20 protein-coding genes and 1 tRNA gene are annotated in these 23,318 nt (G+C 60.5%); 15 read left to right on the top strand and 6 right to left on the bottom strand.

From position 1 onward, the window contains the following. Window positions 1-463 precede the first annotated feature (463 nt). The 8 genes from QKE19_RS10300 (at window position 464) to QKE19_RS10265 (ending at window position 5,781) form a co-directional block, all read left to right on the top strand. Complete coding sequence (locus QKE19_RS10300; protein ID WP_347890980.1) at window positions 464-1,873, top strand: hypothetical protein; 1,410 nt, start codon at window positions 464-466, stop codon at window positions 1,871-1,873. After that, entirely contained in the window at window positions 1,866-3,011 is a 1,146-nt protein-coding gene (locus QKE19_RS10295) for a TadA family conjugal transfer-associated ATPase (protein ID WP_070642808.1), read from the top strand. Before QKE19_RS10300 ends, QKE19_RS10295 begins: the two co-directional genes overlap by 8 nt. A gap of 66 nt (window positions 3,012-3,077) precedes the next feature. Then, the gene (locus QKE19_RS10290) at window positions 3,078-3,968 is read left to right on the top strand and encodes a type II secretion system F family protein (protein WP_347890978.1); all 891 of its coding nucleotides are present in this window, start codon (window positions 3,078-3,080) and stop codon (window positions 3,966-3,968) included. Next, window positions 3,965-4,618 carry a type II secretion system F family protein gene (locus QKE19_RS10285; RefSeq protein WP_347890976.1) on the top strand — a complete coding sequence of 218 codons (654 nt, stop codon included), beginning with the start codon at window positions 3,965-3,967 and terminating at the stop codon, window positions 4,616-4,618. The genes QKE19_RS10290 and QKE19_RS10285 overlap by 4 nt, the downstream gene beginning before the upstream one ends. Window positions 4,619-4,621: 3 nt before the next feature. After that, window positions 4,622-4,789: a hypothetical protein gene (locus QKE19_RS10280; RefSeq protein WP_347890974.1), complete on the top strand. Its 168-nt coding sequence runs from the start codon at window positions 4,622-4,624 to the stop codon at window positions 4,787-4,789. Between the two features lie 35 nt (window positions 4,790-4,824). Beyond that, window positions 4,825-5,073, top strand: a complete 249-nt coding sequence (locus tag QKE19_RS10275; protein ID WP_049189400.1) for a DUF4244 domain-containing protein — start codon at window positions 4,825-4,827, stop codon at window positions 5,071-5,073. Next, complete coding sequence (locus tag QKE19_RS10270) at window positions 5,066-5,419, top strand: TadE family type IV pilus minor pilin (RefSeq protein ID WP_053092999.1); 354 nt, start codon at window positions 5,066-5,068, stop codon at window positions 5,417-5,419. The genes QKE19_RS10275 and QKE19_RS10270 overlap by 8 nt, the downstream gene beginning before the upstream one ends. Beyond that, window positions 5,416-5,781: an Rv3654c family TadE-like protein gene (locus QKE19_RS10265; RefSeq protein ID WP_347890972.1), complete on the top strand. Its 366-nt coding sequence runs from the start codon at window positions 5,416-5,418 to the stop codon at window positions 5,779-5,781. The genes QKE19_RS10270 and QKE19_RS10265 overlap by 4 nt, the downstream gene beginning before the upstream one ends. Here QKE19_RS10265 and QKE19_RS10260 read toward each other — a convergent pair. Beyond that, window positions 5,765-8,101 (bottom strand): DEAD/DEAH box helicase, encoded by a 2,337-nt coding sequence (locus QKE19_RS10260; protein WP_347890970.1) that lies wholly within the window; start codon window positions 8,099-8,101, stop codon window positions 5,765-5,767. The two genes, QKE19_RS10265 and QKE19_RS10260, sit on opposite strands and share 17 nt — an antisense overlap. A gap of 315 nt (window positions 8,102-8,416) precedes the next feature. On the opposite strand from QKE19_RS10260, the gene QKE19_RS10255 reads away from it, so the two are divergent. Further along, window positions 8,417-8,620, top strand: coding sequence for a cold-shock protein (locus QKE19_RS10255; RefSeq protein WP_005511370.1), 204 nt, complete (start codon window positions 8,417-8,419; stop codon window positions 8,618-8,620). A gap of 253 nt (window positions 8,621-8,873) precedes the next feature. On the opposite strand, the gene QKE19_RS10250 is transcribed toward QKE19_RS10255, so the two are convergent. Then, window positions 8,874-9,005 carry a hypothetical protein gene (locus tag QKE19_RS10250; RefSeq protein ID WP_255468755.1) on the bottom strand — a complete coding sequence of 44 codons (132 nt, stop codon included), beginning with the start codon at window positions 9,003-9,005 and terminating at the stop codon, window positions 8,874-8,876. A gap of 288 nt (window positions 9,006-9,293) precedes the next feature. Here QKE19_RS10250 and topA point away from each other — a divergent pair, with 288 nt between their 5' ends. After that, window positions 9,294-12,254: a type I DNA topoisomerase gene (gene topA, locus QKE19_RS10245; protein WP_069359061.1), complete on the top strand. Its 2,961-nt coding sequence runs from the start codon at window positions 9,294-9,296 to the stop codon at window positions 12,252-12,254. A 12-nt stretch (window positions 12,255-12,266) separates the two neighbouring features. Here the strand turns inward: topA and QKE19_RS10240 are convergent, their stop codons facing one another. Further along, entirely contained in the window at window positions 12,267-13,598 is a 1,332-nt protein-coding gene (locus tag QKE19_RS10240; protein WP_347890967.1) for a DUF418 domain-containing protein, read from the bottom strand. 208 nt (window positions 13,599-13,806) lie between these two features. Between QKE19_RS10240 and QKE19_RS10235 the strand changes: the two genes are divergently transcribed. After that, window positions 13,807-14,397 carry a hypothetical protein gene (locus tag QKE19_RS10235; RefSeq protein ID WP_347890965.1) on the top strand — a complete coding sequence of 197 codons (591 nt, stop codon included), beginning with the start codon at window positions 13,807-13,809 and terminating at the stop codon, window positions 14,395-14,397. Then, window positions 14,398-14,601, top strand: coding sequence for a helix-turn-helix domain-containing protein (locus QKE19_RS10230; protein ID WP_005511351.1), 204 nt, complete (start codon window positions 14,398-14,400; stop codon window positions 14,599-14,601). It abuts the gene before it with no gap. 49 nt (window positions 14,602-14,650) lie between these two features. Here QKE19_RS10230 and QKE19_RS10225 read toward each other — a convergent pair whose 3' ends face one another. After that, window positions 14,651-16,177: an adenylate/guanylate cyclase domain-containing protein gene (locus QKE19_RS10225; protein WP_347890963.1), complete on the bottom strand. Its 1,527-nt coding sequence runs from the start codon at window positions 16,175-16,177 to the stop codon at window positions 14,651-14,653. Between the two features lie 82 nt (window positions 16,178-16,259). Here QKE19_RS10225 and QKE19_RS10220 point away from each other — a divergent pair, with 82 nt between their 5' ends. From QKE19_RS10220 to QKE19_RS10210, 3 genes are all read left to right on the top strand, one after another. Then, window positions 16,260-17,624, top strand: coding sequence for a DNA polymerase III subunit delta' (locus tag QKE19_RS10220; protein ID WP_347890962.1), 1,365 nt, complete (start codon window positions 16,260-16,262; stop codon window positions 17,622-17,624). Window positions 17,625-17,757: 133 nt separating this feature from the next. Next, a tRNA-Thr gene (locus QKE19_RS10215) sits at window positions 17,758-17,830 on the top strand. Window positions 17,831-18,039: 209 nt separating this feature from the next. Further along, window positions 18,040-19,011, top strand: a complete 972-nt coding sequence (locus QKE19_RS10210; RefSeq protein WP_347890960.1) for an N-acetylmuramoyl-L-alanine amidase — start codon at window positions 18,040-18,042, stop codon at window positions 19,009-19,011. Between the two features lie 8 nt (window positions 19,012-19,019). On the opposite strand, the gene QKE19_RS10205 is transcribed toward QKE19_RS10210, so the two are convergent. Continuing rightward, window positions 19,020-21,071, bottom strand: coding sequence for an acyl-CoA dehydrogenase (locus QKE19_RS10205; RefSeq protein WP_347890958.1), 2,052 nt, complete (start codon window positions 21,069-21,071; stop codon window positions 19,020-19,022). 212 nt (window positions 21,072-21,283) lie between these two features. Continuing rightward, window positions 21,284-22,627 (bottom strand): MFS transporter, encoded by a 1,344-nt coding sequence (locus QKE19_RS10200; RefSeq protein WP_347890956.1) that lies wholly within the window; start codon window positions 22,625-22,627, stop codon window positions 21,284-21,286. Window positions 22,628-23,318: the final 691 nt, after the last annotated feature.

The following is a 23,318-nucleotide window of genomic DNA, read 5'->3' as shown; positions in this document are numbered from 1 at the left end:
CATTAAATCCTTTGAAAGGTATTTGCAGATTCCTCGGGATATGTAATACTTGGACGTGGCTGGCCCCTTCTTGTTCTTTTTAGAAACAGACTGCGAGGCCGCCCCGGCTCAATCCCCCCCCCCCGAGCCGGTTAAAGACGCCTCGCGCCAATCCCCCCCCCGGCGCGGGGCGTCGCCCCTTTTTGCCCAATGTTGAGGGTTATGTAGTAAAAATTGCGGGCTGCAAATGTGAAACTGAATGAGTTTATGACACTTTCAAGCCATTTTTCGTGCCATTTTTGTCATAAACGCAGTCACTAACTTGCATTGGCTAGGCCGCGCAGTAGTCATGCCACGCAGTGGCATAAGGCAAAGGCGACGTGGCGTTCTGCAGTTATCCACAGTCTGAAAATTATCCACAGACAGCGAGGTTTTGGCCCCTTGTGGGCATCATTGAATCCGCCCTGTAGTGCACGCTATGGCCATGGCGATCAAGAAACTGTCCATGGCTCAGCGAACCGAGGCTCCAACAAATCCAGTAGTCAACGCCGTCGATGATGAAGCGCTGCGTGAAGAGGTTGCGCTCATAGTCGCTGCTACCGGTCGTGACTGTGTGCAGGAGACCGTGCCACCTGTGGCTGCAGCGTCAGTGGCCGCACAAACATTTGCTTCGCCGCCAGCATCACTATCATCATCAGCCCCAGAGCCTTCCCCATCGTCAGTATCGACAGGAGCGGGAGTTTCATCGGCCCTGTGGCGTCGGGCACCAGCGGTGTTCGTCGATGCACCGGCAGCCCGAAGATTAGCCGGACGGCCTCATAGTGAGGGAGCGATCTTTCTGGTCCGCAGTGATACTGAGGCGGAAGATGCGCAGGTAGCGGAGGTTTTAGCTCCTGTTTACAGCGCCAGTTTGCCCGCGGACAACGTCGATATTGTCGAGCTGCTCGGCCGTGGCGACGTACGCCCGGATGCTCCGAAGCCCTCCGATTGCCAAAACCGCTCGAACCACCTGAACCACCATCAGAACCCAGCGTCACCTGCCTTCGCAGACGTGATTACAGCGCCAGGTACAGAACCCGTACCGAACGTGCCGGCAACTACAACCGATGCCACGGCAACGTGCCTGATGTTGGTTCCTGCGGTCGGCGGTGCCGGTGCTTCCATCGCGGCGGCAGCAAGTGCATTGGTTCTTTCCCGCGAAAGGCCCATCTGTTTGGTGGACGCGGACGTGCTCGCGGGAGGCATTGATCTGGTGCTCGGGATGGAAACGGAACCGGGACTGAGGTGGCAGGACTTCTCGGCTGCTGATGGCCGTCTCGACGGGGCGGCACTCTACGAAGCACTGCCATCCTGCCCACGATCACCCGCTCTGAAAGTGTTGACGTGGACTCGCAGTCGCACGCCCGAGACGACTTACAACCACGCCTCTGCGAACAACAAATTCGACAGCGCCGACAGAACCGACAGAATCGACAGGCCCGACGATGTCCGGCACATTGCCAGCACCATTAGTTGCCTTATTCATGCCGGAATTACGGTCATCGTGGACTGCCCGAAGCAGGTGGAGTACGTCACCACTCTCGGCGCGCTTGCCGATGACACCGTCATAGTCCTGCCCACCTCCGTTCGAGCCATCGCAGCCGCTGGCCCCTTGGCGAGCATCTGTGCACAAGCGGGGTTCACCCCAAATCTTGCAGTGAGGTACCAGCAGTACCGCGATATCAGTGTCGAAGAGGTGGAATACGCTCTCGACCTGCCTATTGTTGGTGAGATTGAGTACTGCAAGAAGGTAGCTCACGAGATAGATGTGGGCGGGCTCGCTGGGGCCGTCGGCAAGCTGACGCGGGGATTGGAAGCGATGTTTGCCCTTGTCGGCGGTGGTGGCGATGGATGACGTCAGGCTGTTGGCGGCGGTGCGGACGGCGCTTGCGGAGCGGCCTGGGGTGGCATCGCATAGCGAGGTCGCCGACATCATTCGCGCAGAGACCTCGGGGGTTGTCTCCGATGTGAAGGTGCTGGAGATTCTGCGCACGATTCGCGAGGAAACGGTGGGCGCGGGTGTGTTGGATGCGCTGTTGCGACGCCCGGGTGTCAGCGATGTGCTGGTCACCGCGCCGGGCGAGGTCTGGGTCGACGCCGGCAACGGACTGGAGCGCGCCGAGATTTCCTTCGCGGACGAGGGCGAGGTGCGCGCGTATGCGGTGCGGCTCGCTTCGCGGTGTGGACGAAGGCTTGACGACGCGCAACCCTGGGCCGACGGCCATATTCCTGGCGGTGTCGGCGGCTGTGGTGTGCGAGTTCATGCGGTGCTTTCACCACCGTCGGCGACCGGCACTCAGATTAGCCTGCGGGTGCTGCGTCCGGCTCGTCGCGGACTTGCGGAGCTATGCGATGTCGGGCTATTTCCACCAGAGATTCTGCCGGTGCTCCGGGGAATCGTGGCGGGACAGCTGTCATTTATTGTTGCCGGAGGCACGGGTGCGGGAAAGACCACGCTATTGGCGGCGATGCTCTCAGAAGTTAATCCTGACCAGCGCATTGTGTGTATCGAGGACACTCCGGAGTTGCAACCTCAGCATCCGCATGTGGTGAAGCTGGTGACCAGGGCCGCCAACCTGGAGGGTGCCGGTGCGATTGGGCAGCAGGAGTTGCTGAAGCAGGCGCTGCGCATGCGTCCCGACCGCATTGTCGTCGGGGAGATTCGAGGCGCCGAAGTGGTGGATCTGCTGGCAGCGTTGAACACGGGGCATCGCGGTGGGGCGGGAACAATTCACGCCAACCGCATCGGGGATGTCGTCGCGCGCTTTGAGGCCCTGGGGCTGATCGGTGGCCTTGGTCGCGCCGGGCTGCATGCGCAGTTGGTCTCGGCGGTGCAGGTGGTGTTGGTGGTCGAACGCGCTGATGTTCGCAGGCTGGCACAGATCGGGCTGCTACGCGGTAACCCACCGGAGGTGGTGGAGGTCTGGACTGCTCGGGATGGGCCTGGGCCGGGTTGGGAAGCGTTGCAGAAGTTGCTGGTCGGCGGGGAATAACCGGTGGAATACCCGATGGAATGACTAGAGGAAAAGTCAGGGGATTAGACGGGGAGATTAACAGCTATGGGGGAAGGGTTTAGCGCGGCGATGCTCATTGGGGGAGCGGCTGCGGCAGTCGCTATCTGGCCGGACAGCTCGGCGGCGGTGCGCTCGCGAGCACTGGCAGGCCGTGCCCGCGAGGTGTTCAGCGGGCTGAAGTGGTTGCAGCGCATGGTTGGACTTGGTGCTGGTTCCACGGGGTCGAGTGCAGTAAGCACTGGCAGTGCGAATAGAACTGCAGGACTATCAATCATCATCGCTGCAGGCCCGGCGCTCGTGTTGTTGTGGCTCGCCGGGATTCCAGGTGTTGTAGCCGGGCTATTGTTGGGCCGCACCGCAGGGGCAGTAGTGCGCGCTGTGAGGGAGAGGCGCTGTGAACGTCGGGAAGCGGACAGCGCTGCGGTAGCGCTGGAAACCTTGACCGCGCAGCTGCGCGCAGGAGCGGCGGCATCAAGAGCGCTCAACGCGGCAGCAGCGGAATTGCGCAGGTCAGGGGATGAGACTGTGTTGGCTGACCATCTCGCGCACGCGGCGCATCGCGCGAACTTCGCCGACCCGTGGGAGAGCGAAGAGTCTTCGGAGCAACTGCGTCGGATTGGGCGTATGTGGACGGTGGCGCAGCAACACGGTCTGAGTTTGGCTGGGTTGCTGGACTGCGCGCGGGGTGATTTGCAGGCTCGTCAGGCGCATCGATCACAGACGTCTGCCGCGCTGGCGGGACCACGCATGACGATTGCCATTTTGGCATCACTGCCGGTGTTCGGTTTGGTCATGGGGCAAGCGTTCGGGGCTTCCCCATTCGAGTTCCTCAGTCGCGGCATCGGAGGAATTGTGCTGGTCATCGGTGTCGGGCTGGTGTGCGCGGGCATCGAATGGGCGGTTGCCATCATCGATCGCGCGGAGGCCGGACAGTGATCGCCGCCGCACTTCTCATCGCCGTCTACCTCTGCTTGCCGACGTTCAATCCCGTCCGCAGCCGACTGCCCGAATTGGTAGCCGAGTCGGATGCTCGTGTGCGAGGAGGTCTACGTCGACAGGTGACCAATCGGGTGGCGCAGATTGCCGCACAGGTGCGGGAACGTGTGCGAACTGTCATTGGCGGTGAGCGCATCAGCCCGGCTGTGCTGCTCGATGCCGCAGCGGCACTGGACATCATTGGCGCTTGTTTGAGCTCCGGTATGCCGTTGTCGCAGGCCATGGCAGCAGCTGCCGATGGTGCAAACCCTGAGCTGGCCGAGCCACTTCGACAGTGCTCCGCCAGGTTGTCCGTGGGCGCGCACTCAGCTTGGGACAGCCTTGCTGCCACACCCGCGCTCGTGCCTCTGGCGACGGCTGGGCGCCGCGCAAGCGAATCCGGCACCGTTCTGGCGCAGGCGTTGGAGGACACCGCTGCCATGTACCGCAGTCAAGCGCACGATGCGGCGCAAGCCGTCGCCGAAAAGGCTGGTGTCCTCATTGCCGGGCCGCTGGCGTTGTGCTTTCTACCCGCGTTTGTGGTGCTGGGTTTGGTGCCCACCATCGCTGGGCTTGCCGACGAAATGTTTGCAGGACTGATGCCGTCATGAAGCGTGGACACTTCTGCGCCCAGCCTCGCGCGCTGGCACGCGCCGGATGCAGTGCTGGTTGCGCTCTCAGCTGTGGCTTCGGTTGTGCGCGTGGTCCGCCTGCCGCGCCGCAATCCAACATGCGTCAACGCGGATCGGCGCGCGCCAATGCGCACCACACCTCACAACTGACCTGTCACTCGACATCCACATAGGGGGAAACACTCATGACCACTCAAAACTCCAACCGTCCAACCAATCCGCTGACCGCTGCGCAGTCCCAGCTGCGCTCGTATTTGCACAAGCGTCTGCACGCTCTGGCAACTGAGGAAAACGGCATGTCAACCGTGGAATATGCTCTCGGAACGATCGCTGCCGCCGCTTTCGGAGCCCTGCTCTACACCGTCGTGACCGGCGGCGATATCACCCAGGCGCTCACCGACATCATCGAAAGGGCGCTCAACACCGATGTCTAGCCGCATCCGCTCTACGCTTCATCGCCTGTGCGTCGGCGACGAAGGCCAAACGACGGTAGAAACCGCTTTCGGTCTCGCGGCGCTGGTCACGGTCATGGTCACGGCTCTGTCCGGGCTGGTCACAATCGCAATGTACCTAGGGCTTACCGACGCGGCCGGAGCCATCGCACGGGCTGAGGCGCGGGGCGATGCGGAGACAGTAGCCGAGCTTCGCGCAGACGCGGATGGGCAGGTCGCGATATCGGAAACCTCCGGTACCGTGCGCGTGACCATTCGGCGCTCAGCGGGGCCATTTTCGCTGGAAGCACGCGCGGTCGCACTGCGGGAAAGAGCGGCATCGTCATGAGAAACGTGACAGCCCGCCTTCTCCGCGAAGAAGAAGGTTCCACCACAGTCGCAGCCGCACTGTTCATCGCCGCTTTCGTCGTTCTGACTTTGGTTGGAGTTACAGCCGGGATGAGGGTGGTGCAGGCTCGGCAGGCAGCGGTAGCAGCGGACCTGGCCGCGGTGGCCGGCGCCGTGGCAGCGCAAGAGAGCGACGACGCCTGCAAAGCTGCGGGGTCAATTGCAAAAGCTAACCACGCACGCCTTGTGACCTGCGAGATTGATGGGGAGGACGTGCAGGTCAGCGTCCAACGAAAGGAGAGAAAAGCCACGTCCAGAGCAGGGCCGGTAGCGGTGGAGGATGCTGCTACTGGCCGTCGTTAAGCGCGCGCGACACCCCACTGAGCACCTTGATTGCGCCGGCCTTGTCCAGCGGATCGTTGCCATTGCCGCACTTGGGCGACTGGATGCACGATGGGCAGCCGGATTCGCACTCGCAGGCGGCGACGGCATCGCGGGTTGCGCGAATCCACTGAGCGAAGGCCTCGTAGCCACGGTCGGCAAACCCCGCACCACCAGGGTGCCCGTCGTACACAAAAACGGTGGGCTGCTGGGTATCGGCGTGCATGACCGTGGAAACACCGCCGATGTCCCAGCGGTCGCAGGTGGCAATCAACGGCAGTATGCCGATAGCCGCGTGCTCGGCTGCGTGGAGAGCCCCCGGCGCGATGTCGGAGCCCACGCCCCACGAGCGCAGGGTGGACTCGGGCATTGTGTAGGCCACGGCGCGCGTGACCAAACGCTGCGGAGGGTAGTCAAGTTCAACACTGTCGAGAATCTCGCCGGTATCCAGGCGGCGAAGATAGGAGGTGACCTGGTGAAAGACCTCGACCTGGCAGGAGGCGACCTGTAAGCCCTGGTAGTGGCGCATATCGTCAACATCGAGGATGCGGATGGTGGTGTCCATGCGCGAGCTGGTGGAATAGCGTGGCTGCTCGGGGTGGACTAGGGCGACGAGGCTGTCGAAGTCCAGCTGGTCGACAAGGTAGGACTCACCGCGGTGCAAGTAGACGGCACCGTCGTGGACCTGCTGCATCGCACGGCCAAGATCGATGGTGCCAAGCAGGCGACCATCGGTCTGGTCGACGATAGCCACTTCCTGACCATCGCCGCCACGGACGTTCACGGCATCGTGGGCAGTGGCAATGCGCGGTCCCTCATCGCGGTCGGTCGGGTAGTAGACGGGCTCTTGTCCTTCCCAGGTGCGCTTGCGCAACCAGCCTGCGGACACCATGTCTTCGGCTACGGGCATGGTTCCCCACGCTTGAAGCTGACTGGTGGTTACGGGTTTCTCCACAGCCGCGCAGTAGAGATGTGACCACACCACATGTGGGTTGCGGGGATCGAAGACGGTCTTTTCCACCGGCCTGCCCAGCAGTGCGGACGGGTTGTGGACCAAGTACGTGTCCATGGGGTCATCGCGAGCCACCAACACCACCAGTGCGCCCTGACCACGACGACCCGCGCGGCCGGCCTGCTGCCAGAACGAAGCGACCGTGCCCGGGAAACCGGCCTGCACCACCGCGTCAAGGCCACCGACGTCAATGCCCAGCTCCAATGCATTGGTGGTGGCCACACCTAGCAGAGTGCCGTCATCGAGCATGCGCTCGATGTCGCGGCGTTCTTCGGCCAGGTAGCCGGCGCGGTAAGACTCGATGCGCTCAGCGATATCGCTGCGGCGGCGCTTCTCCAGGCGCTCACGCACGCCGAGCGCTACCTTCTCAGCACTGCTTCGCGAACGGGTGAAGGTCAGGGTGCGGGCGCCCTCGACAAGCAGGTCGGCCATGATATCCGCGGCCTCGGTCGGGGCGGGGCGGCGCACGGGGGCACCGTTCTCGCCTTGGAGGTCGGGGAGCAGGCCGGGTTCCCACAGGGCGATCGTTCGCTCGCCGACCGGGGCGCCGTCTTCGGTGATGGCCTCGACAGGCTCGCCGATGAGGCGACGAGCCTGGTCAGCGGGGTCGTTGGTCGTCGCAGAGGCAAAAATCACGGTCGGCGAGGCGCCGTACTCGCGGGATAGCCGCAGGAGGCGACGCAGAATCTGAGAGACGTTGGCGCCGAACACGCCTCGATAGGCATGGCATTCGTCGACGACGATATAGCGCAGGTTGCGCAGCATCCGCGTCCACCGAACATGGTTGCCGAGCACCGAAACATGCAGCATATCGGGGTTGGTAAACACCCAACGGGCGTGGTCGCGGATGGCGCGCCGGGCGTCTTGTGGGGTGTCGCCGTCGTAAAGCGAAATCAGCGAACTCAGTGACGCCGGTGCCATCGCGCGTGCAGTGTCCAGCTGATCGGCGCCCAGCGCCTTGGTCGGGGAGAGGTACAGCGCGGTGGCCGCGGGGGTGGCGGACAGTTCTGTGAGCACGGGCAGCAGGTAGCCGAGCGATTTACCCGACGCCGTGCCCGTCGCGACGACGCAGTGCACGCCCTCGCGGGCAAGGTTCGCGGTTGTCGCCTGATGAGTCCACAGGTTCTCAATTTCGCGATCTACCAGCACTTCTTTCAGCCAGCCCGGCACCCATTCGGGCCAAGGCGCGGTCACGCCAGCACGCGCAGGAAGATCCGCAATGTGCGTCACCGTCGCCCGCGGATGCGCACGAATAACCGGCCCCAGCAGCTCCCGCCCAAACGACTCCACCGACGCCACCCTTTCCTGTAAACGCGCACTTCATATGTTTGACGACGCTTCCTATCAGCCACATTCTCGCTATTCGACACCCCAGTTTCTCCGGACTCCGAACACGGGTTTACGGGGGTGGCAAGAAGCTGTTCCTAATCGGCGCTCGCGCCCCAAACGTGGCAGACTTTTTGAGTGTATCGCCCGCCAACGGGCACCCAGCAAAAACTCGCACGAGGCGAAAGGGTGCTTTGGCCGTGTTTACCCCATCGTGTGTGGCCGGATGTGCGTGGCGAATACTTGTTTTATCGAATCCTGAAGTTGGGAAGTTTTGTAATGGCACAGGGTACTGTGAAGTGGTTCAACTCGGAGAAGGGCTTCGGGTTTATCGCCCCAGCTGACGGTGGCAACGACGTGTTCGTTCACTACTCCGAGATCCAGGGCACTGGTTTCAAGACGCTGGAAGAGAACCAGGCAGTCGAGTTTGAGATTGGTGAGGGCCAGAAGGGTCCGCAGGCTCTGGACGTGAAGCCTCTGTAAGTCAACCGTTTCCGGGTTGAACTGGGCTATTGTCTGGTTTGGCGCGCGGAATTTTTGGCTTTTCAAGGTCCATGTTGTGTTCATGGGGTGAGCCTTGATTCTCCCACGCGGAAAGTAATTTCTGCGTGGGATTTTTGCATTTCTGGTGGCAGTGGGTCAATCCGAGTTACTGACTACGTTTATGACAAAAATGGCCCGAAAAATGGCTTGAAAGTGTCATAAACTCATACAGTTTCACATTTGCAGCCCGCGATCACGCGGCCGCTGCGGCGGCTGCGCCCGCTGCGGCCTGTCGTGGCCAGCCACTGACAGCCACTGGGATAATCATGGCCAGCCGCACAGCAGCCGTCGGGTCGGCAACTGCCGGCCACCGGGGATCCCCCACAACAGCCCCTTCAGTCACACCCAAAATCCGCCCGATACTTGAGGAATCCACGCGACAAACTAGATTGTGTGTACGGTATTCCTTATATTCTTCATATTCTTTCCAGATAATCTTCCGGGGAGAACGCGGCCGGGAACTGATTTGCACTGATCGGAACCGGTTGGAACCGATTGCGGGCCTCTCACAGCTGAAGCCCAGCCAGAGTCCGGCCAAGAACCCCAAGATTTAAACGAAAACAAGAATCTAAACAGTCAAAAACATTCAACGTTGCAGGATAGAAAAACTTCTATGGCGAATTCAGACGGCCTCAAGCGCCTTGTAATTGTCGAGTCGGCGACGAAAGCTCGCAAGATTCAGCCGTATCTCGGCGATGATTACATCGTGGAGGCGTCGGTGGGCCACATTCGCGACTTGCCCCGTGGCGCAGCCGACGTTCCGGCTCGTTACAAGAAGGAGCCCTGGGCTCGTCTGGGTGTGAATGTCGACAACGGATTCGCTCCGTTGTATGTCGTCAGCGCTGATAAGAAGAAGAAAGTCGCTGACCTGAAGGCCAAGCTCAAGGAAGTCGACGAACTCTATCTCGCAACTGACCCCGACCGTGAGGGCGAGGCTATTGCCTGGCACTTGCTGGAGGTTCTGAAGCCCAAGGTGCCGGTGCGCCGCATGGTGTTCCATGAGATCACCAAGCAGGCCATCTTGGAGGCCGCGGCCAACACTCGTGAGCTGGACCAGAACCTGGTTGATGCCCAGGAAGGTCGCCGTATCCTCGACCGCCTCTACGGCTACGAGGTCTCCCCGGTGCTGTGGAAGAAGGTCATGCCGCGCCTGTCGGCAGGCCGTGTGCAGTCGGTGGCAACGCGCGTCATCGTCGAGCGTGAGCGCGAGCGCATGGCGTTTATCTCCGCTGAGTACTGGGACGTCGCCGCAACTTTGGACACCGGTTCGGCTTCTGCTGATGCCAACCAGCCGAAGGAATTTGTCGCAACCCTGACCAGCGTTGATGGTCAGCGCGTAGCGCAGGGCCGGGACTTCGATGACCGTGGCCAGCTGAAGAAGTCTGAGGGCATTCGGGTCGTCGATAAGCAGCTCGCCGAAACTCTGGCGGCGGACCTCGCGGGCTCTGAGCTCAAGGTCGCGTCGGTGGAGGAGAAGCCGTACACCCGCCGGCCGTACCCGCCGTTTATGACGTCCACGCTGCAGCAGGAGGCCGGCCGCAAGCTGCATTACACCTCTGAGCGCACGATGCGTGTGGCGCAGCGTCTGTACGAAAACGGTCACATTACCTACATGCGTACCGACTCCACGACGCTGTCCAAGGCCGGCATTGATGCCGCGCGTAAGCAGGCGTTGGAGCTTTACGGCTCGGAATACGTCGCCGATGCGCCGCGCCAGTACTCGCGCAAGGTGAAGAACTCGCAGGAAGCGCACGAGGCGATTCGCCCGGCTGGTGAGACGTTCGCAACGCCAGGTCAGCTGGCTGGCTCGCTGGATGCCGAGGAGTTCAAACTCTACGAACTAATCTGGCAGCGCACCGTCGCCTCGCAGATGGCCGACGCACGCGGCACGTCCATGAAGGTCACCATCGCCGGTGCTACCGACACGCACGCCGTCGAGTTTGCCTCCACTGGACGCACGATTCGCTTCCCGGGCTTCCTCAAGGCATACGTCGAGGTCTCCGCGCTTTCCGACGGTCGCAAGGTCGCCGACAACGCCGAGAAGCGTCTGCCACAGTTGACGGAAGGCCAGGGCCTGACGGCCACGGACTTCAGTGCCGACAGTCACTCCACCAACCCGCCTGCGCGCTTCACCGAGGCCAGCTTGGTGAAGAAGATGGAGGACCTGGGAATTGGGCGTCCGTCGACCTACGCGTCGATTATCAAGACCATTCAGGATCGCGGCTACGTCTACTCCCGCGGCAACGCTCTGGTGCCTTCGTGGGTGGCCTTTGCCGTGGTGGGGCTGATGGAGGAAGCGTTCTCCGATTTGGTCAACTACGACTTCACCTCCGAGCTGGAGGATGAGCTCGACGGCATTGCTGCGGGCAATAAGGATCGCACGACCTGGCTGACCGGTTTCTACTTCGGCGATGACAAGGATCACCGCCACAAGGGAGCCGACGCTATTGCGACCCACGGTGGTCTGAAGAACATCATCGATGTGAACTTGGAATCGATTGATGCTCGGAAGGTCAATTCGCTCCACCTTTTCGACGATGCCGAGGGCAACCCGATCATCGTTCGCGTTGGCCGCTATGGGCCGTACCTGGAGCGTACGCGCCCGGGGGCCGGTGAAAACGGTGCCGACGAGGTGCAGCGTGCCAACATCCCGGAGGCCATGACTCCGGACGAGCTGGATCTGGCTGCCGCTGAGAAGCTGCTGGCCATGCCGCAGGGCGGTCGTGAACTGGGCATTAACCCGGCTAATGGTCGCATGATCGTTGCTCGCGATGGCCGCTACGGCCCCTACGTCACCGAGCTGGTCACCGATGAAGAACGCGAGAGTGTCGTAGCCAAGGCTGAGGAGATCATCGCAGCTGAGCGCGCCGAAGAGGACGCTCAGCGCGCTGCCGAGGGCAAGCGGAAGAAGAACTGGGAAACCAAGACCGCCGCCAAGCAGAAGGAAAAGCGCACCGCGGAAATCATCGAGGAAACTCTGAAGCCGAAGACGGCCTCGCTGTTTTCCTCCATGGAACCGTCGACCGTGACGCTGGAAGAGGCTCTGAAGCTGATGAGCCTGCCGCGCGAGGTCGGTGTCGATCCGGTCGATAACGAGGTTATTACTGCTCAGAATGGCCGTTACGGTCCGTACCTGAAGAAGGGCACGGACTCGCGTTCGTTGGCCAACGAAGAGCAGATTTTCACCGTGACTTTGGACGAGGCGCGTCGTATCTACGCTGAGCCGAAGCGCCGAGGTCGTGCTGCTGCGAAGCCGCCGCTGAAGCAGCTGGGCGACAACGATGTCTCCGGTCGTCCGATGTCGGTGAAGGATGGCCGTTTCGGCCCGTACGTCACCGATGGCGTCACCAATGCTTCGTTGCGCAAGGGGGATACCCCTGAGACGCTGACTGATGCCCGCGCCTGCGAACTGCTGTCTGAGCGTCGTGCGAAGGAAGCCGCCGATGGTGGCACAAAGAAGGCGGCGAAGAAGTCGACTCGCAAGACCACGAAGAAGGCTGCGAAGAAGACCACCAGGAAAGCAGTCAAGCGCACCACCAAGCGCGTGGTGAAGGCGACGCGCCGGGGCAAGTAGGGCAAGTAGGTCTTAAGCGCCCGCCGCGTCCGCCACACCTGGCGTGCCCGCCGCACCCGCCGCGCTCGGTGCACCCTGCGGAGCCGGCTTGGGGCCACCGACCCCGGCCAACTCCGCTCGCATCGTCGGCCCGTACGACAGCCGGCGATGTACCTTCTCAAACGGACCCTGCATGCCGCGACGCTCCATCGCCCACGCGGCGAACAATGTCACCAACCAGACGCTCACAGCAATGAGAGTTTGCACGAACGCGCCCATGTCGCGCGGGATGTCCAGCATAAACGGGTACACCAGCGCAAAGAAGATCACCGACTGCATCAGGTAGCCCGTCATCGAACGCTTGCCGAGCGCCACAATCGGCACCAGCCAACCAGGTACAGCGGCGCCCTCGTTCAGGCGTCGTTGGAGCGGCTGCAGTGCTAACGCCAGCCCGGCTAGGATGCCAGGACCGGCGAACACTCCGGCAAAGTTATTAATTACCAAGAAGGCCATGTGCTGTCCGGCTGGAAGAACACCAATCGCTGCCAACCCCATAGGGATGCCGATACCGAAAGCCACGACCACAGCCACCACGAGCCACCGAATAAGCAGGGGGCGGTGCGCGTCAACGTCGTCAAGCACGCCCTTGCGAGCCCACACGAAGCCAATCATCATCACCGGCAGGTAGAGGAACAGCTGCAGCGGCAGGGTAGTGATGCTCATTGTCAGGACCTGCAGATTCGCGGCGAGCATATCCAGGTAACTTGTTTCAATCGCACCGCCGTTGACGAACTGGCTCATGTCGGAGCCGACGAACTCGGCGTCGGGCATCGCAATTACGAATCCCAAAAACAGCAGGCTCAGTGCAGCGTTGATCGTCAGCGCAATCCACGCGAGAATCGTCAGCACCTTGTTGCTGAGGCCCATAAGTAGCCCGAGGATGATGCCGCAGATGCCATAGAGAAACATGATGTCGCCAAAGAACAGAAACAGCATGTGCGCAACGCCGAACAGCCCCAGGAACGCATAACGCTTTACGACGACCACCCGCGCCCGCGACCGTGGAAAGTTCCTCCTGGCCAAACTGCGGACGATGAGTCCCACACCGAAGCCGAGCAGCGTTGCGAACATCGGCAACCCGCGATTGTGTGCGGTCACGGCGGTAAACAGCACGGTGGCCTTGTCGGCGATGCTGTCGTTTATGACGCCGCCGAAGAATGCTGCGGGCAGTTCTGGATCTGCAACCAACCAGGCAGTGGCAATGTTCGCGATCGCGATGCCAAGGAGGGCGAATCCGCGCGCAGCATCGGGGACGAGCATGCGGGGTCTGGGGTCGGTGTTAGAACTGGGTCGGTTGTCAGTCATTCCTCCAACGTAAAGGATTGGCGGGAGGGTGCGCAGGTTCGCGGTGGACAGCGATTGTTGCAGGGGTCTTGCGGTATATCGAAAAACGATATAGTATCGAAAATCGATACATCGAATAACGATGTGTTGGTGTTGGGTGGCGGACCCAGTCTGCCCACAGAATAATCTCACTAACCGCGCCAATTACGGTGCAGTAAGGAAGTTAGCTATGGTATCTCCACAGACCAAGAAGCCAAATGACCCGTATGTCAATCAAACTAAGGAGCGCCGGGATGTAATCGTGAGCCTTTTTGCCGGAGTGTTTGCACTGGCTTACATTTTGCTCCAGCTCCGCCATCCGGTTCTTCATCAGCAGTTCCCCAGTGATCTGACCCTGCTTTTGCCCGAAGTGCTGGGAAGTGACAAAGGGGTTCCTATCGAGGTTATGAGTGGTGGAGTCCTCTCCTTGTTTATTGCTGCGACTGTTGTTCGATGCGCTATCGTCGCCGCGATTGCCGTGCTCTGCGTGTTGTTCTCACTCTCGTACCTGAAAGGCGAGTTTTTTACAGTTAAGACTGCGCGACGAGTTATGGCTATCTCCTGGCTGGTGGCGATGTATCCGGCAAGTAGTTTCCTGCAGCATATGGGCGAAAACTGGGTCGCAAGTAGCCTGAATCTGAGCACGTGGTACCAGCGTGATCATGCCGATTTCAATGAGTACCTGGGAATATGGTTTGTCCTTATGATAGTCATCTCCACTCTCGGAGTTATGTTGTTCCGAGCTGCTCGAATGCAGGAAGATCAGGAAGGACTCATTTAAATGGCGAAGGTTGTGTGCCACTTAGATGAGCTGCTTGAAAGCCGCGGAATGACGTTGGCAGCCCTTTCCGAACAGGTCGGGGTCACTCCGGTCAACCTCTCAGTGCTGAAAAACAACAGGGCGAAGGCCGTGCGATTCACGACGCTCACTATGTTGTGCGAAGCTTTGGACTGCCAGCCAGGAGATTTATTCTCGGTGGAGTAAGTGTGTTCGCCGTCTGAGAAGTCTAGGGGTACTGGGCGCCCAACGAGCCCTAAGCTTCGTCGGCAAGCGTCGGGCGCACCGGGCGCGCAAGCTGCGTCATGTGCGTACGACCGCGCAACTCCACGGACTTCAGGGTGGTCCAGCGAGCCTGCTCGTCCTCGTTGGCCAGGCGAATAGTGGAAGCCGTGGCCAGCACGCGGCCCGGGGTGTCCTTGGCCAGCTCGGTCAGACGGGCAGCCTGGTTAACCGCGTCACCAATGACCGTGTACTCAAAGCGGTCGCGGGCACCGATGTGGCCGGCGACGACGTGCCCGGCGGAGACGCCGATACCTGCGGTGAGTTGGAGGTCGAGCAGTTCCTCGCGCAGTTCACGGGCGGCTGTGAGGGCGTGTCCAGCAGTGTCATCGAGGGGCAGAGGAGCACCGAAGACGGCCAGAGCCGCGTCACCCTGGAACTTGTTGATAATGCCCTTATTGCGGTGCACACAGTCAACAACGTGGTCGAAAAACGCATTGAGCTCACGGACAACGACTTCTGGTGAGTTCTTCTCCGCGAAGTTGGTCGAACCAATCACGTCCACAAACAGCACCGCGACGAGGCGATTCTCGCCGCCCAAAGTCGGCTTTTCTTCCAGAGCCTTACGGGCGACCTCAGACCCGACATAGCGGCCGAAGAGGTCACGGACCCGCTGACGCTCCTGCAGGCCACGCATCATTTCATTGAAACCCGCCTGGAGAACGCCCATCTCGGAGCCGTCGTAAATAGGCACGCGCGTATCCACCTGGCCCTGGCGGACCTTGTTAATCGCACCCGTGAGATCACGAATCGGGTCGACGATGGACATAGTGGCCAACATCGTGCCGAAATAGCCGGTAATCAGAGCCAGAATTGCCAGCGCGGTGATGGTGGGCAGCAAATCTGCCGCGTCATCTGTGAATAGACCACGGCGCTGACCTATCAGCACAAGCAGGATTGCTACCACTGGAACACCGCTGGTCAACACCCACGTCTGGCGCAGGCGGTGGCCAATCGGTGGCTCCAGCGAAGAATCCGGGGCCCTACGCGCCAGCGCCTCCACAGCAACCGGACGCACCATGCGCTCCGCAATTAGATAGGTCAACAGTGCCACCATGGCGCCACCGAGCACCGAGGTGAGCAGCACCATCATGCCAATCTTGCTGTCATAGGCGAACGCGACTCCACTGAAGACAATCACGCCCAGAGACCAGATGACGGTACCCAAGAGTGCCTGATAGACAGGCACGCGCATGACCAGATATCGTACCCGCCGCGGATCGTGCATATCCGGATGGCGCTGCCATTTCAACAACGGCTTGAACAGGATCCAAGTAGTGCCGATTCCCGCAATAATTGCCAGAACCAGGTAACCAGCCAGGGCATAGATGACCCCATTAGCCAACCGCGGCAGGTGAGTTTCTTGGTTCAGTGGCAACAGCATGCCGAGGAACAAGCCGACAATCATGGCTCCGACAAGGTTGCAGACGAAGATAAATGAGGCATAAGCAGGCCACATTGTCCCGCTTAGCCATTTCAGATTTCGCCAGAGCCGTTGCATGATTACTACCTTAGTGGCAACCCCGGATTGCAGGGAGTAGTTACCTCACAAGAGTCTCGTGGGGCGCGCTAGAGTTGTGGCCATGACAGAGCGCAGCGTGTTTTCTCGTATGCCCGAAACCGGTGGGGTTCGCCAGCGGCTGCAGGCTGCTGTGCGCGCTGCGCATTATCGCTTTGCCAACGGTCAACCGCTGGCAGGCGATGGGGTGGAGGTTTCGCCGGAAGGTGGGGACGCGGGGTCGTCGTTAAGCGATGTGCCACGCGACTCGGACATGACGCACGCCTGGCTGTTCACGGGACCTGCGGGGTCGGGGCGGTCGGTGACGGCGACGGCGTTTGCGGCGGCGCTGCTGTGCACGCGGCATGACAACCCCGGATGTGGCGAGTGCGAGGGCTGCCGGACGGCGCTGGCGGGAACGCATGGCGATATCAAGATTGTGCGCCCGGAGGGCACCATCATTTCCGTGGCGACGGTGAGGGACGAGCTGCGGCCCTGGGCCTACAAGATGCCCACAACGGCGGATTGTCGCGTGCTGATCATCGAAGACGCCGACCGCCTCAACGAATCCGCCTCAAATGCGCTGCTCAAGGTGGTGGAAGAGCCGCCGCTGCGCACCGTCATTATCATGTGCGCACCTACGACGAACGCGGAGGATTTCTCCGTTACGCTCCGTTCGCGCTGCCGCCACGTCTATGTGCCGACGCCGCATATCGACGACGTTACAAACCTCCTGCGTGCAGAGCGACCAGAGCTTACCGACGAGCAAGCGGTCTGGGCCGCGACGGTATCCAATGGTCACATCGGGCGTGCGCGTGGCTTTGTCTCCGATGAGGGCTCGCGTGCCTGGCGGGGTAAGGCCCTGGATTTCGTGGAGGCCGTGTTCGACCCGGCGAAGTCGTATTTGGCGGCGCGAGAGTTAGCCAACGAAGTGGCTGGCGAGGTGAAGCGGCGGATGGAGCCGCTAGAGGCTGAGGAGCTGGAGAATCTCGAGCGCTCGTTGGGTGTAGGTGCGTCTGGCAAGGGTGCGCAGGCGGCGCTGCGCGGCTCTAAGGGGGTGATCAAGGAGCTGGAGGATAATCAGAAGCGGCGGCGCAGGCGCGCGGAGTCAGATCTGATTGACCTGTCGTTGACCGACATTATGGGGCTTTACCGTGACGCCCTGGTGCTGGCGTTTGGGGCGGAACGTGCTGGGTCTGCTATTGACGCTTCTGTTTCAGATTCCGGCGCTGATTCCGAGTTTGGGGATGGCTCCGTCTATCTCATTAATCCGGACCGTCGTCGGACAGCCGCAGAGCTAGCCCGACGTCTTCCGCCGGAGGCGATATTGGCCTCCATCGATGCTGTCACCGAGGTGCGCGGCATGCTGGTGACCGCGGTGAAGTTGACGGTCCTGATGGATGAATTGATGGCTAAATTGCAGATCGCAGGGCAGGTTGGTCGCAGGTAAGCCAGCAGCTATGCCCAATTCAGCGGACTGAAGACCCCATTTTGGTCACGATGGGGCAGTGCAGTAGTATTACCGCTTGTACATTTTGTGCAGAGTTATTTCTGCTTGCTTGAAAGCTCAGCGCGATGTGCGTGCCGCCTTAGCTCAGTCGGTAGAGCGTCTCACTCGTAATGAGAAGGTCGCGAGTTCGATTCTCGCAGGCGGCTCGGTTTGAAACGGGATCCTTGGAAAAGGGTCCCGTTTTTTATTTTTTGGATCGGTCAAACATGATGAGAGCGAATCCGGCGGCAAGCCGACGTGCGGTGATTCCCCGAAACGAATGGGGGCGGAAATCTCGGAGCCGGGGACTCTCAATCGAGTGTTTGCTACTGTTACTCAGCACATGGCAGGTACGCGGATACTAGGAGAACGCACGATGCGACAGCCCGGACACCAGCGATTAGTAGTGCGACCATCAGCGGGACGACTAGCTGTGGTTTTGGCGGCCGCGGCAATCATGCCTGCCGGTCTTGTGGCCTGCACCATCGACACGGAGGCTTCCAGAGCAGGAAGCGCTCAGCAAGCTGCCTCGGCGGAAACTCAAACGTCCTTGGCAGCTGAAGAAGAGGCCATGCAGATGCCGAACCCCACTCCGCCGAATGAGGAGTTTGCAATGCCTGATTCTGCTAACCCTGACGCAGTCGCCCCGAGCGACGCACCACAACAGCAAGCTAATCGTGCTACTTCGCGTGCCGACGGCTCCAGCGCTGTAGCCGGTAAGGTCATCTACCTCGATCCGGGACACGCCGGCACCCCGCCACCAGCGGACATGATGGTCACTGACGGCCGTGGCGGTCAGAAGCCGTGTAATACCTCCGGCACCGCTTCCAACGACGGCTTCCCGGAGCACGAGTTCAACTGGCTGATGGCACAGGAAATCAAGCAACTGCTCGAACAGCGCGGTGCTCAGGTGCTACTCAGCCGCGAGGATGATGCCGGTCGTGCAGATTGCATCGATGCCCGCGCAGAGAAGGAAAATGCTTCCAACGCCGATGCCGTGGTGAGCCTCCACGCTGACGGTGCTGGAGAGGGCAACCGCGGATTCCATGTGTCGGCGATTTCTCAGCCACTCGCCAATAATGACGAGCAGGGCTCTACCGCGCTGGCAACCGCCCTGCGCGATGCCTTTGTTGCCGCAGGTTTTGCGCCGTCTAACTATCTCGGCAGCGAGGGGCTGAATCCGCGCGCAGACCTCACCGGACTCAACCTATCGACGAAGCCAAAGGCACTGGTCGAATACGGCAACATGCGCGATAGCAGCGACATTGCCCTCTTGACTTCCAGCGAAGGCCGTCAGCGCTTGGCAGAGGCCACTGTGGCTGGGCTGGAAGGTTTCCTGGCGCAGTAGCCAACCTGCTAACTAGCCGGGTTGGCCTTAGCCTTCGGCGTCATCGCTTCGTAAGGCTCCATCATGGGGATATCCAGCATGGTGCTGGGGACACCAAAGGCATCGACAAGTACCTCAGACCAGGGACCAAGGGAATCAACCAGATCGGCCAAGCCCGCTCGCGCGCTCTTGGTGCGAGTACCGGTGAGCAGTGACTGCTCCAAGAACCAGCCGGCGTTATCGCAGACAACCGACAGGAAGAACACATCACGAACCTGCTCGAGCACTTCTTGAGAGCGCTCGTCTGTGATCGTGGATTCGGCTTCGAAGAACGCTTCCAGGATCATGCGATCGATATGCGCCCACGCGCAGGAAATCATGTGGTCCTGGACCTTGTCCACCAGCTTCGCGGCCTTTTCAACAGGCAGTTTCCGCGCCGGGCGCAGCCTGCGAGCAAGGGACTTGAGAAGTCGGTTCTCGCGCTCGATAAGTAGCTGCATCTGGCTGGCGGGGTCAAAGAGCGAGGACTCATCAGCGTCAGTCAGCGCATCCAAGAGGTTCTGGACGACGGCATCTGCACCGGTGCGACGGCGCAATATGCCACTGAAATTGTCGAGGCCGAAGCGCACCATCTCCAGGTTGGAAAAACTCTGCACCTCCCGGGCAAAACCGCCCAAGAGTTCCTTGGTGACCAGCTGCAACATCACCACGTTGTCGCCCTCAAAAGTGGTGAATACGTCAGAGTCTTCTTTGAGAATGGTCAACAGGTTCTCTGCCATGTAGCCGGCTCCACCGGTGGCCTCACGCATCTCCTGGATGGCGTCGGTGGCATGTGCGGTGTTGGCGACCTTCAATGCGGCGGCATGCGCCTCCACTTCACGCAAATCGCGAGCCTGCTCCGGGGTTAGATTCGCACGGTCCAGCCCCTCCGCTTCGAGGTCGTGAATCCGCTTGATTAGCAGGTTGGTCGCAAATTGCAGACCGTACGAACGCGCAATGCGGGGGAGTAGTCGGATTCGGTGTTGGCGGTGCTCAATGAGCTTCTTTTCCGGCAGCGAATCGTCGGGAGCAAATTGGCGCCGCAAGTGTGCGTACTTAGTGCCGATGGTCAATGCGGTGCGGGTTGCCGCACCAGCGGCCGCACCGACTGTCACGCGGCCGCGCACGAGGGCACCGAGCATCGTGAAAAACCGTGCATTGGGGCTGTCAATATCGCTGCTGTACTCGCCAGTGGCCGAGACATCTGCAAAACGGTTAAGCAGGTTCTCCCGCGGTACGCGGTAATGATCGAACATGAGAGTGCCGTTGTCCACGCCCAAGAGGCCACCCTTGGTGCCGTGGTCGCCGATAGCAACCCCATCGACAGGCGAACCATCATCATTGCGGATTCGAGCGACAATGCAGTGCACGCCATGGGATTCTTCCTGCCCTGGTGTGCAGAGCTGGCAAAAGACCGCAGCCCAGCGCCCATCGCGCGCGGCATTGCCCAAAAACCATTTCTCGGAGGAAGCCGTAGGGGAATTGAGGATGAATTCTTCCGTCTCGGGGTCGTAGTGCGCCGTGGTTTCGAGTGATTGGACGTCCGAGCCGTGGCCGCGCTCGGTCATCGCAAAGCAGCCGAGAGCCCGCAGCTCAATGAGGTCACGCACCAACTCGCCGTGACGCTCAGTTCCCAGGTTGCTGACAGCGCCGCCGAAAAGGCCCCACTGCACTCCGGACTTCACCATCAATGACAAGTCGGTGTGGCCGAGCATTTCAATCCCGGAGAGAGTGCTACCGGTATCTCCCGTGCCGCCCTGGTCAGTGCGGAAAGCGCCATAGGGCATGCCGGTCTTAAGCACCTTGGAAAGCGCGTCGGTGGTGTGCTGCCTGGCCTCCTCCACGGTCAGCCCAGAGGTGGGCCGCAGGGAGGGGTCTTCTAGAAGGACACGGACATCAGCGCGTGCCTCGGGGAAATAGCCGTCCAGGGCCTTTTGCAGTGCGCCTGCCACTTCCGGTTCAGGACGGGAGGGGAGCGTCTTCGGAGCGTCGGTCGAGCGACGGCGGGGGATTCGCGTGGAGGTGGAAGAAGTCTGTGCCATAACCCAACGTTAATGGGATATCTGGGGCTTGTCAGCCGCTTTCGACTGAGAAACTCGTGAGGAAATCGGGGCCGCGGGTCGGAAACAAGCTACCGGGATAGAACGAAGGTGGAAACGCAAAAGCCGTCGTCAAGCAAATGCTGCGTTGTGCAGTGCTTGACGACGGCTCGCGTAATCAGACCCTCGGTCGGTCAGACCCCTAGCTGTGGGAACTAGACGCGCGACTTAACTTCGTCGAGGTTAGTCTCCGGGTGCTCGATGAGGTCACGGTCTTCAAGACCCTTCGGCAGCAGGAACAGGGCAATCAGTGCCGGGATAGCCATGGCCATCAGGTAGATGGAGATGTAGAACGGGTTACCGGTGGCGTCCATGATCATCTGGGCAATCATCGGTGCGAATGCACCACCCAGGACAGCGCCGATGGCGTAAGCGATGGAAGCGCCGGAGTAGCGAACCTCAGCCGGGAACATCTCGGAGTACATGGCAGGCTGCGGGCCGAAGGTCAGTGCCAGCGGCAGGGTGAGGACTGCGACGGTCATGACGTAGAGGAACGGGCCCTTATCCAGGAGGCTCCACATGACGGCTTCCCAAATCATGATTAGGACGTAGCCGATGATGAAGGTCTTTGCGCGGCCGATACGGTCGGACCAAGCGCCGGCCATGAACATGAAGATGGTCCAGCAGATACCGGCGACGAGAGTGCCTGTCCAAGCGACGGTTGCGGGGTAACCCAGTGTCTTCTGTGCGTAAGCGCCGAAGAATGCGATCACGAGGTAACCGGTGGCCTGCTGAGCAGCGAAGATCAGGGCGCCCTGGATAACCTTGCCCCAGTGGTTGCGGAAGAGCTCCGGCAGCGGAGCGGAGCGCTCAGCAGACTCAGCCTGCATAGCCTGGAAGACCGGGGACTCATCGACGGTGCGACGAATCATGTAACCAACCAGAACCAGGATGAAGGACAGCAGGAATGGCACACGCCAACCCCAGTCCATGTAGGCTTCCTCGCCGATGATAGCCATAACAATCAGCATGGTGCCGGTAGCCAGGGTCAGCCCCAGCGGAACACCGGCCTGCGGGAATGCGCCGTAGATACCGCGCTTTTCCTTCGGTGCGTACTCCACGGACATCAGGGCCGCACCGCCCCATTCGCCACCCGCGGAAAGGCCCTGGAAGATACGGAGCAGAACCAGCAGGATAGGTGCAGCGATGCCGATTGACTCATAAGTCGGCAGCAGACCGATACAGAAAGTAGCTGCACCCATGCCGATGAGGGTGAAGACCAGAATCATCTTGCGGCCGTAGCGGTCACCGATATGGCCGGCGACGATAGCGCCAAGCGGGCGGAAGAGGAAGGAAATACCCAGGGTTGCCCAGGCGAGCACCTGAGCGACCTGTGGGTTCGACTTCGCAGCCGGCTCGATGAAGTGCGGAGCGAGCACGATAGCTGCGGCCTGAGCGTAAATCAGGAAGTCATAAAACTCGATGGTCGTACCCACGAGAGTTCCCGTGAGCACCTTGCGGCGCTGCTTGGGATCATTCGCGATGATCGAAGTAGTCATAAAACAACAAGACTTTCTTTACATACCCGTCCGCACGGCCATCGAGGACCTTGGTGATTTCAGCGGTCGTGCAGAAATCGCCCCAGGTTTTTCTCAGCCAGCGTTTGGGGAATGGACAGATTGTTTGACGGTGTCGAATTCTTACACAGCCAGACCGGTAGCGACCAGCGTTTGAACTTCAGCGAGCGACGACAAAAAGTGAACAACGGGGGTAATGGGGGTTGGTGAATGGCGGTAGATTTCCTTTGTTTGTGACCGAATTCATTTTCTAGATGTCTGAAAAAGGTGGAATCGGGGGTATGTAAAGGGTGTGGAATGGATGCTGCTTAACGACGGGCCGTTTCCGGCCTGAAGTGCGCGAGCTGATGGCCGTTTGTGCGTGAGACTGTCTTAAATAGGGGAAATCTGCGTTTTATGGCTGTTCGGCTACCCCCACATTGAACTAATTTGTAATTATATAATCAGAAGTTGTGTGAATAGTGTGGCGAAAGTGGCGCAAGATACGAAAGAAGTAACGGAACAATAACGATGTAGTGTCGAAAAGGTCATTGCCCCCGGATGGGGCGGGGATGCAAGGTCGGCAACATGCCACCCCGAGACGGGGGTGTGAGCCCCAGGTTTCAGGGGCATTTGTGCCGAGACCAACCCGAGGTGACCAAACTGGGCACGCCACCGCATTAGCCACCACTCC

The sequence above is a fragment of the Corynebacterium sp. c8Ua_99 genome (assembly GCF_039907185.1).
Taxonomy (GTDB): domain Bacteria; phylum Actinomycetota; class Actinomycetes; order Mycobacteriales; family Mycobacteriaceae; genus Corynebacterium; species Corynebacterium jeikeium_D.
The sequence above is the reverse complement of the archived record's forward strand: the minus strand, read 5'-3'. Positions and strand labels throughout refer to the sequence as shown.

What these genes read in the sequence shown, in the direction of transcription:
- QKE19_RS10290 (WP_347890978.1), top strand. Translation starts at nt 3,078, where the DNA reads ATGGGGGAAGGGTTTAGCGCGGCGATGCTCATTGGGGGAGCGGCTGCG.
- QKE19_RS10205 (WP_347890958.1), bottom strand. Translation starts at nt 21,071, where the DNA reads ATGGCACAGACTTCTTCCACCTCCACGCGAATCCCCCGCCGTCGCTCG.
- QKE19_RS10200 (WP_347890956.1), bottom strand. Translation starts at nt 22,627, where the DNA reads ATGACTACTTCGATCATCGCGAATGATCCCAAGCAGCGCCGCAAGGTG.
- QKE19_RS10300 (WP_347890980.1), top strand. Translation starts at nt 464, where the DNA reads ATGGCGATCAAGAAACTGTCCATGGCTCAGCGAACCGAGGCTCCAACA.
- topA (WP_069359061.1), top strand. Translation starts at nt 9,294, where the DNA reads ATGGCGAATTCAGACGGCCTCAAGCGCCTTGTAATTGTCGAGTCGGCG.
- QKE19_RS10270 (WP_053092999.1), top strand. Translation starts at nt 5,066, where the DNA reads ATGTCTAGCCGCATCCGCTCTACGCTTCATCGCCTGTGCGTCGGCGAC.
- QKE19_RS10220 (WP_347890962.1), top strand. Translation starts at nt 16,260, where the DNA reads ATGACAGAGCGCAGCGTGTTTTCTCGTATGCCCGAAACCGGTGGGGTT.
- QKE19_RS10230 (WP_005511351.1), top strand. Translation starts at nt 14,398, where the DNA reads ATGGCGAAGGTTGTGTGCCACTTAGATGAGCTGCTTGAAAGCCGCGGA.
- QKE19_RS10255 (WP_005511370.1), top strand. Translation starts at nt 8,417, where the DNA reads ATGGCACAGGGTACTGTGAAGTGGTTCAACTCGGAGAAGGGCTTCGGG.
- QKE19_RS10240 (WP_347890967.1), bottom strand. Translation starts at nt 13,598, where the DNA reads ATGACTGACAACCGACCCAGTTCTAACACCGACCCCAGACCCCGCATG.
- QKE19_RS10275 (WP_049189400.1), top strand. Translation starts at nt 4,825, where the DNA reads ATGACCACTCAAAACTCCAACCGTCCAACCAATCCGCTGACCGCTGCG.
- QKE19_RS10210 (WP_347890960.1), top strand. Translation starts at nt 18,040, where the DNA reads ATGCGACAGCCCGGACACCAGCGATTAGTAGTGCGACCATCAGCGGGA.
- QKE19_RS10295 (WP_070642808.1), top strand. Translation starts at nt 1,866, where the DNA reads ATGGATGACGTCAGGCTGTTGGCGGCGGTGCGGACGGCGCTTGCGGAG.
- QKE19_RS10225 (WP_347890963.1), bottom strand. Translation starts at nt 16,177, where the DNA reads ATGCAACGGCTCTGGCGAAATCTGAAATGGCTAAGCGGGACAATGTGG.
- QKE19_RS10265 (WP_347890972.1), top strand. Translation starts at nt 5,416, where the DNA reads ATGAGAAACGTGACAGCCCGCCTTCTCCGCGAAGAAGAAGGTTCCACC.
- QKE19_RS10235 (WP_347890965.1), top strand. Translation starts at nt 13,807, where the DNA reads ATGGTATCTCCACAGACCAAGAAGCCAAATGACCCGTATGTCAATCAA.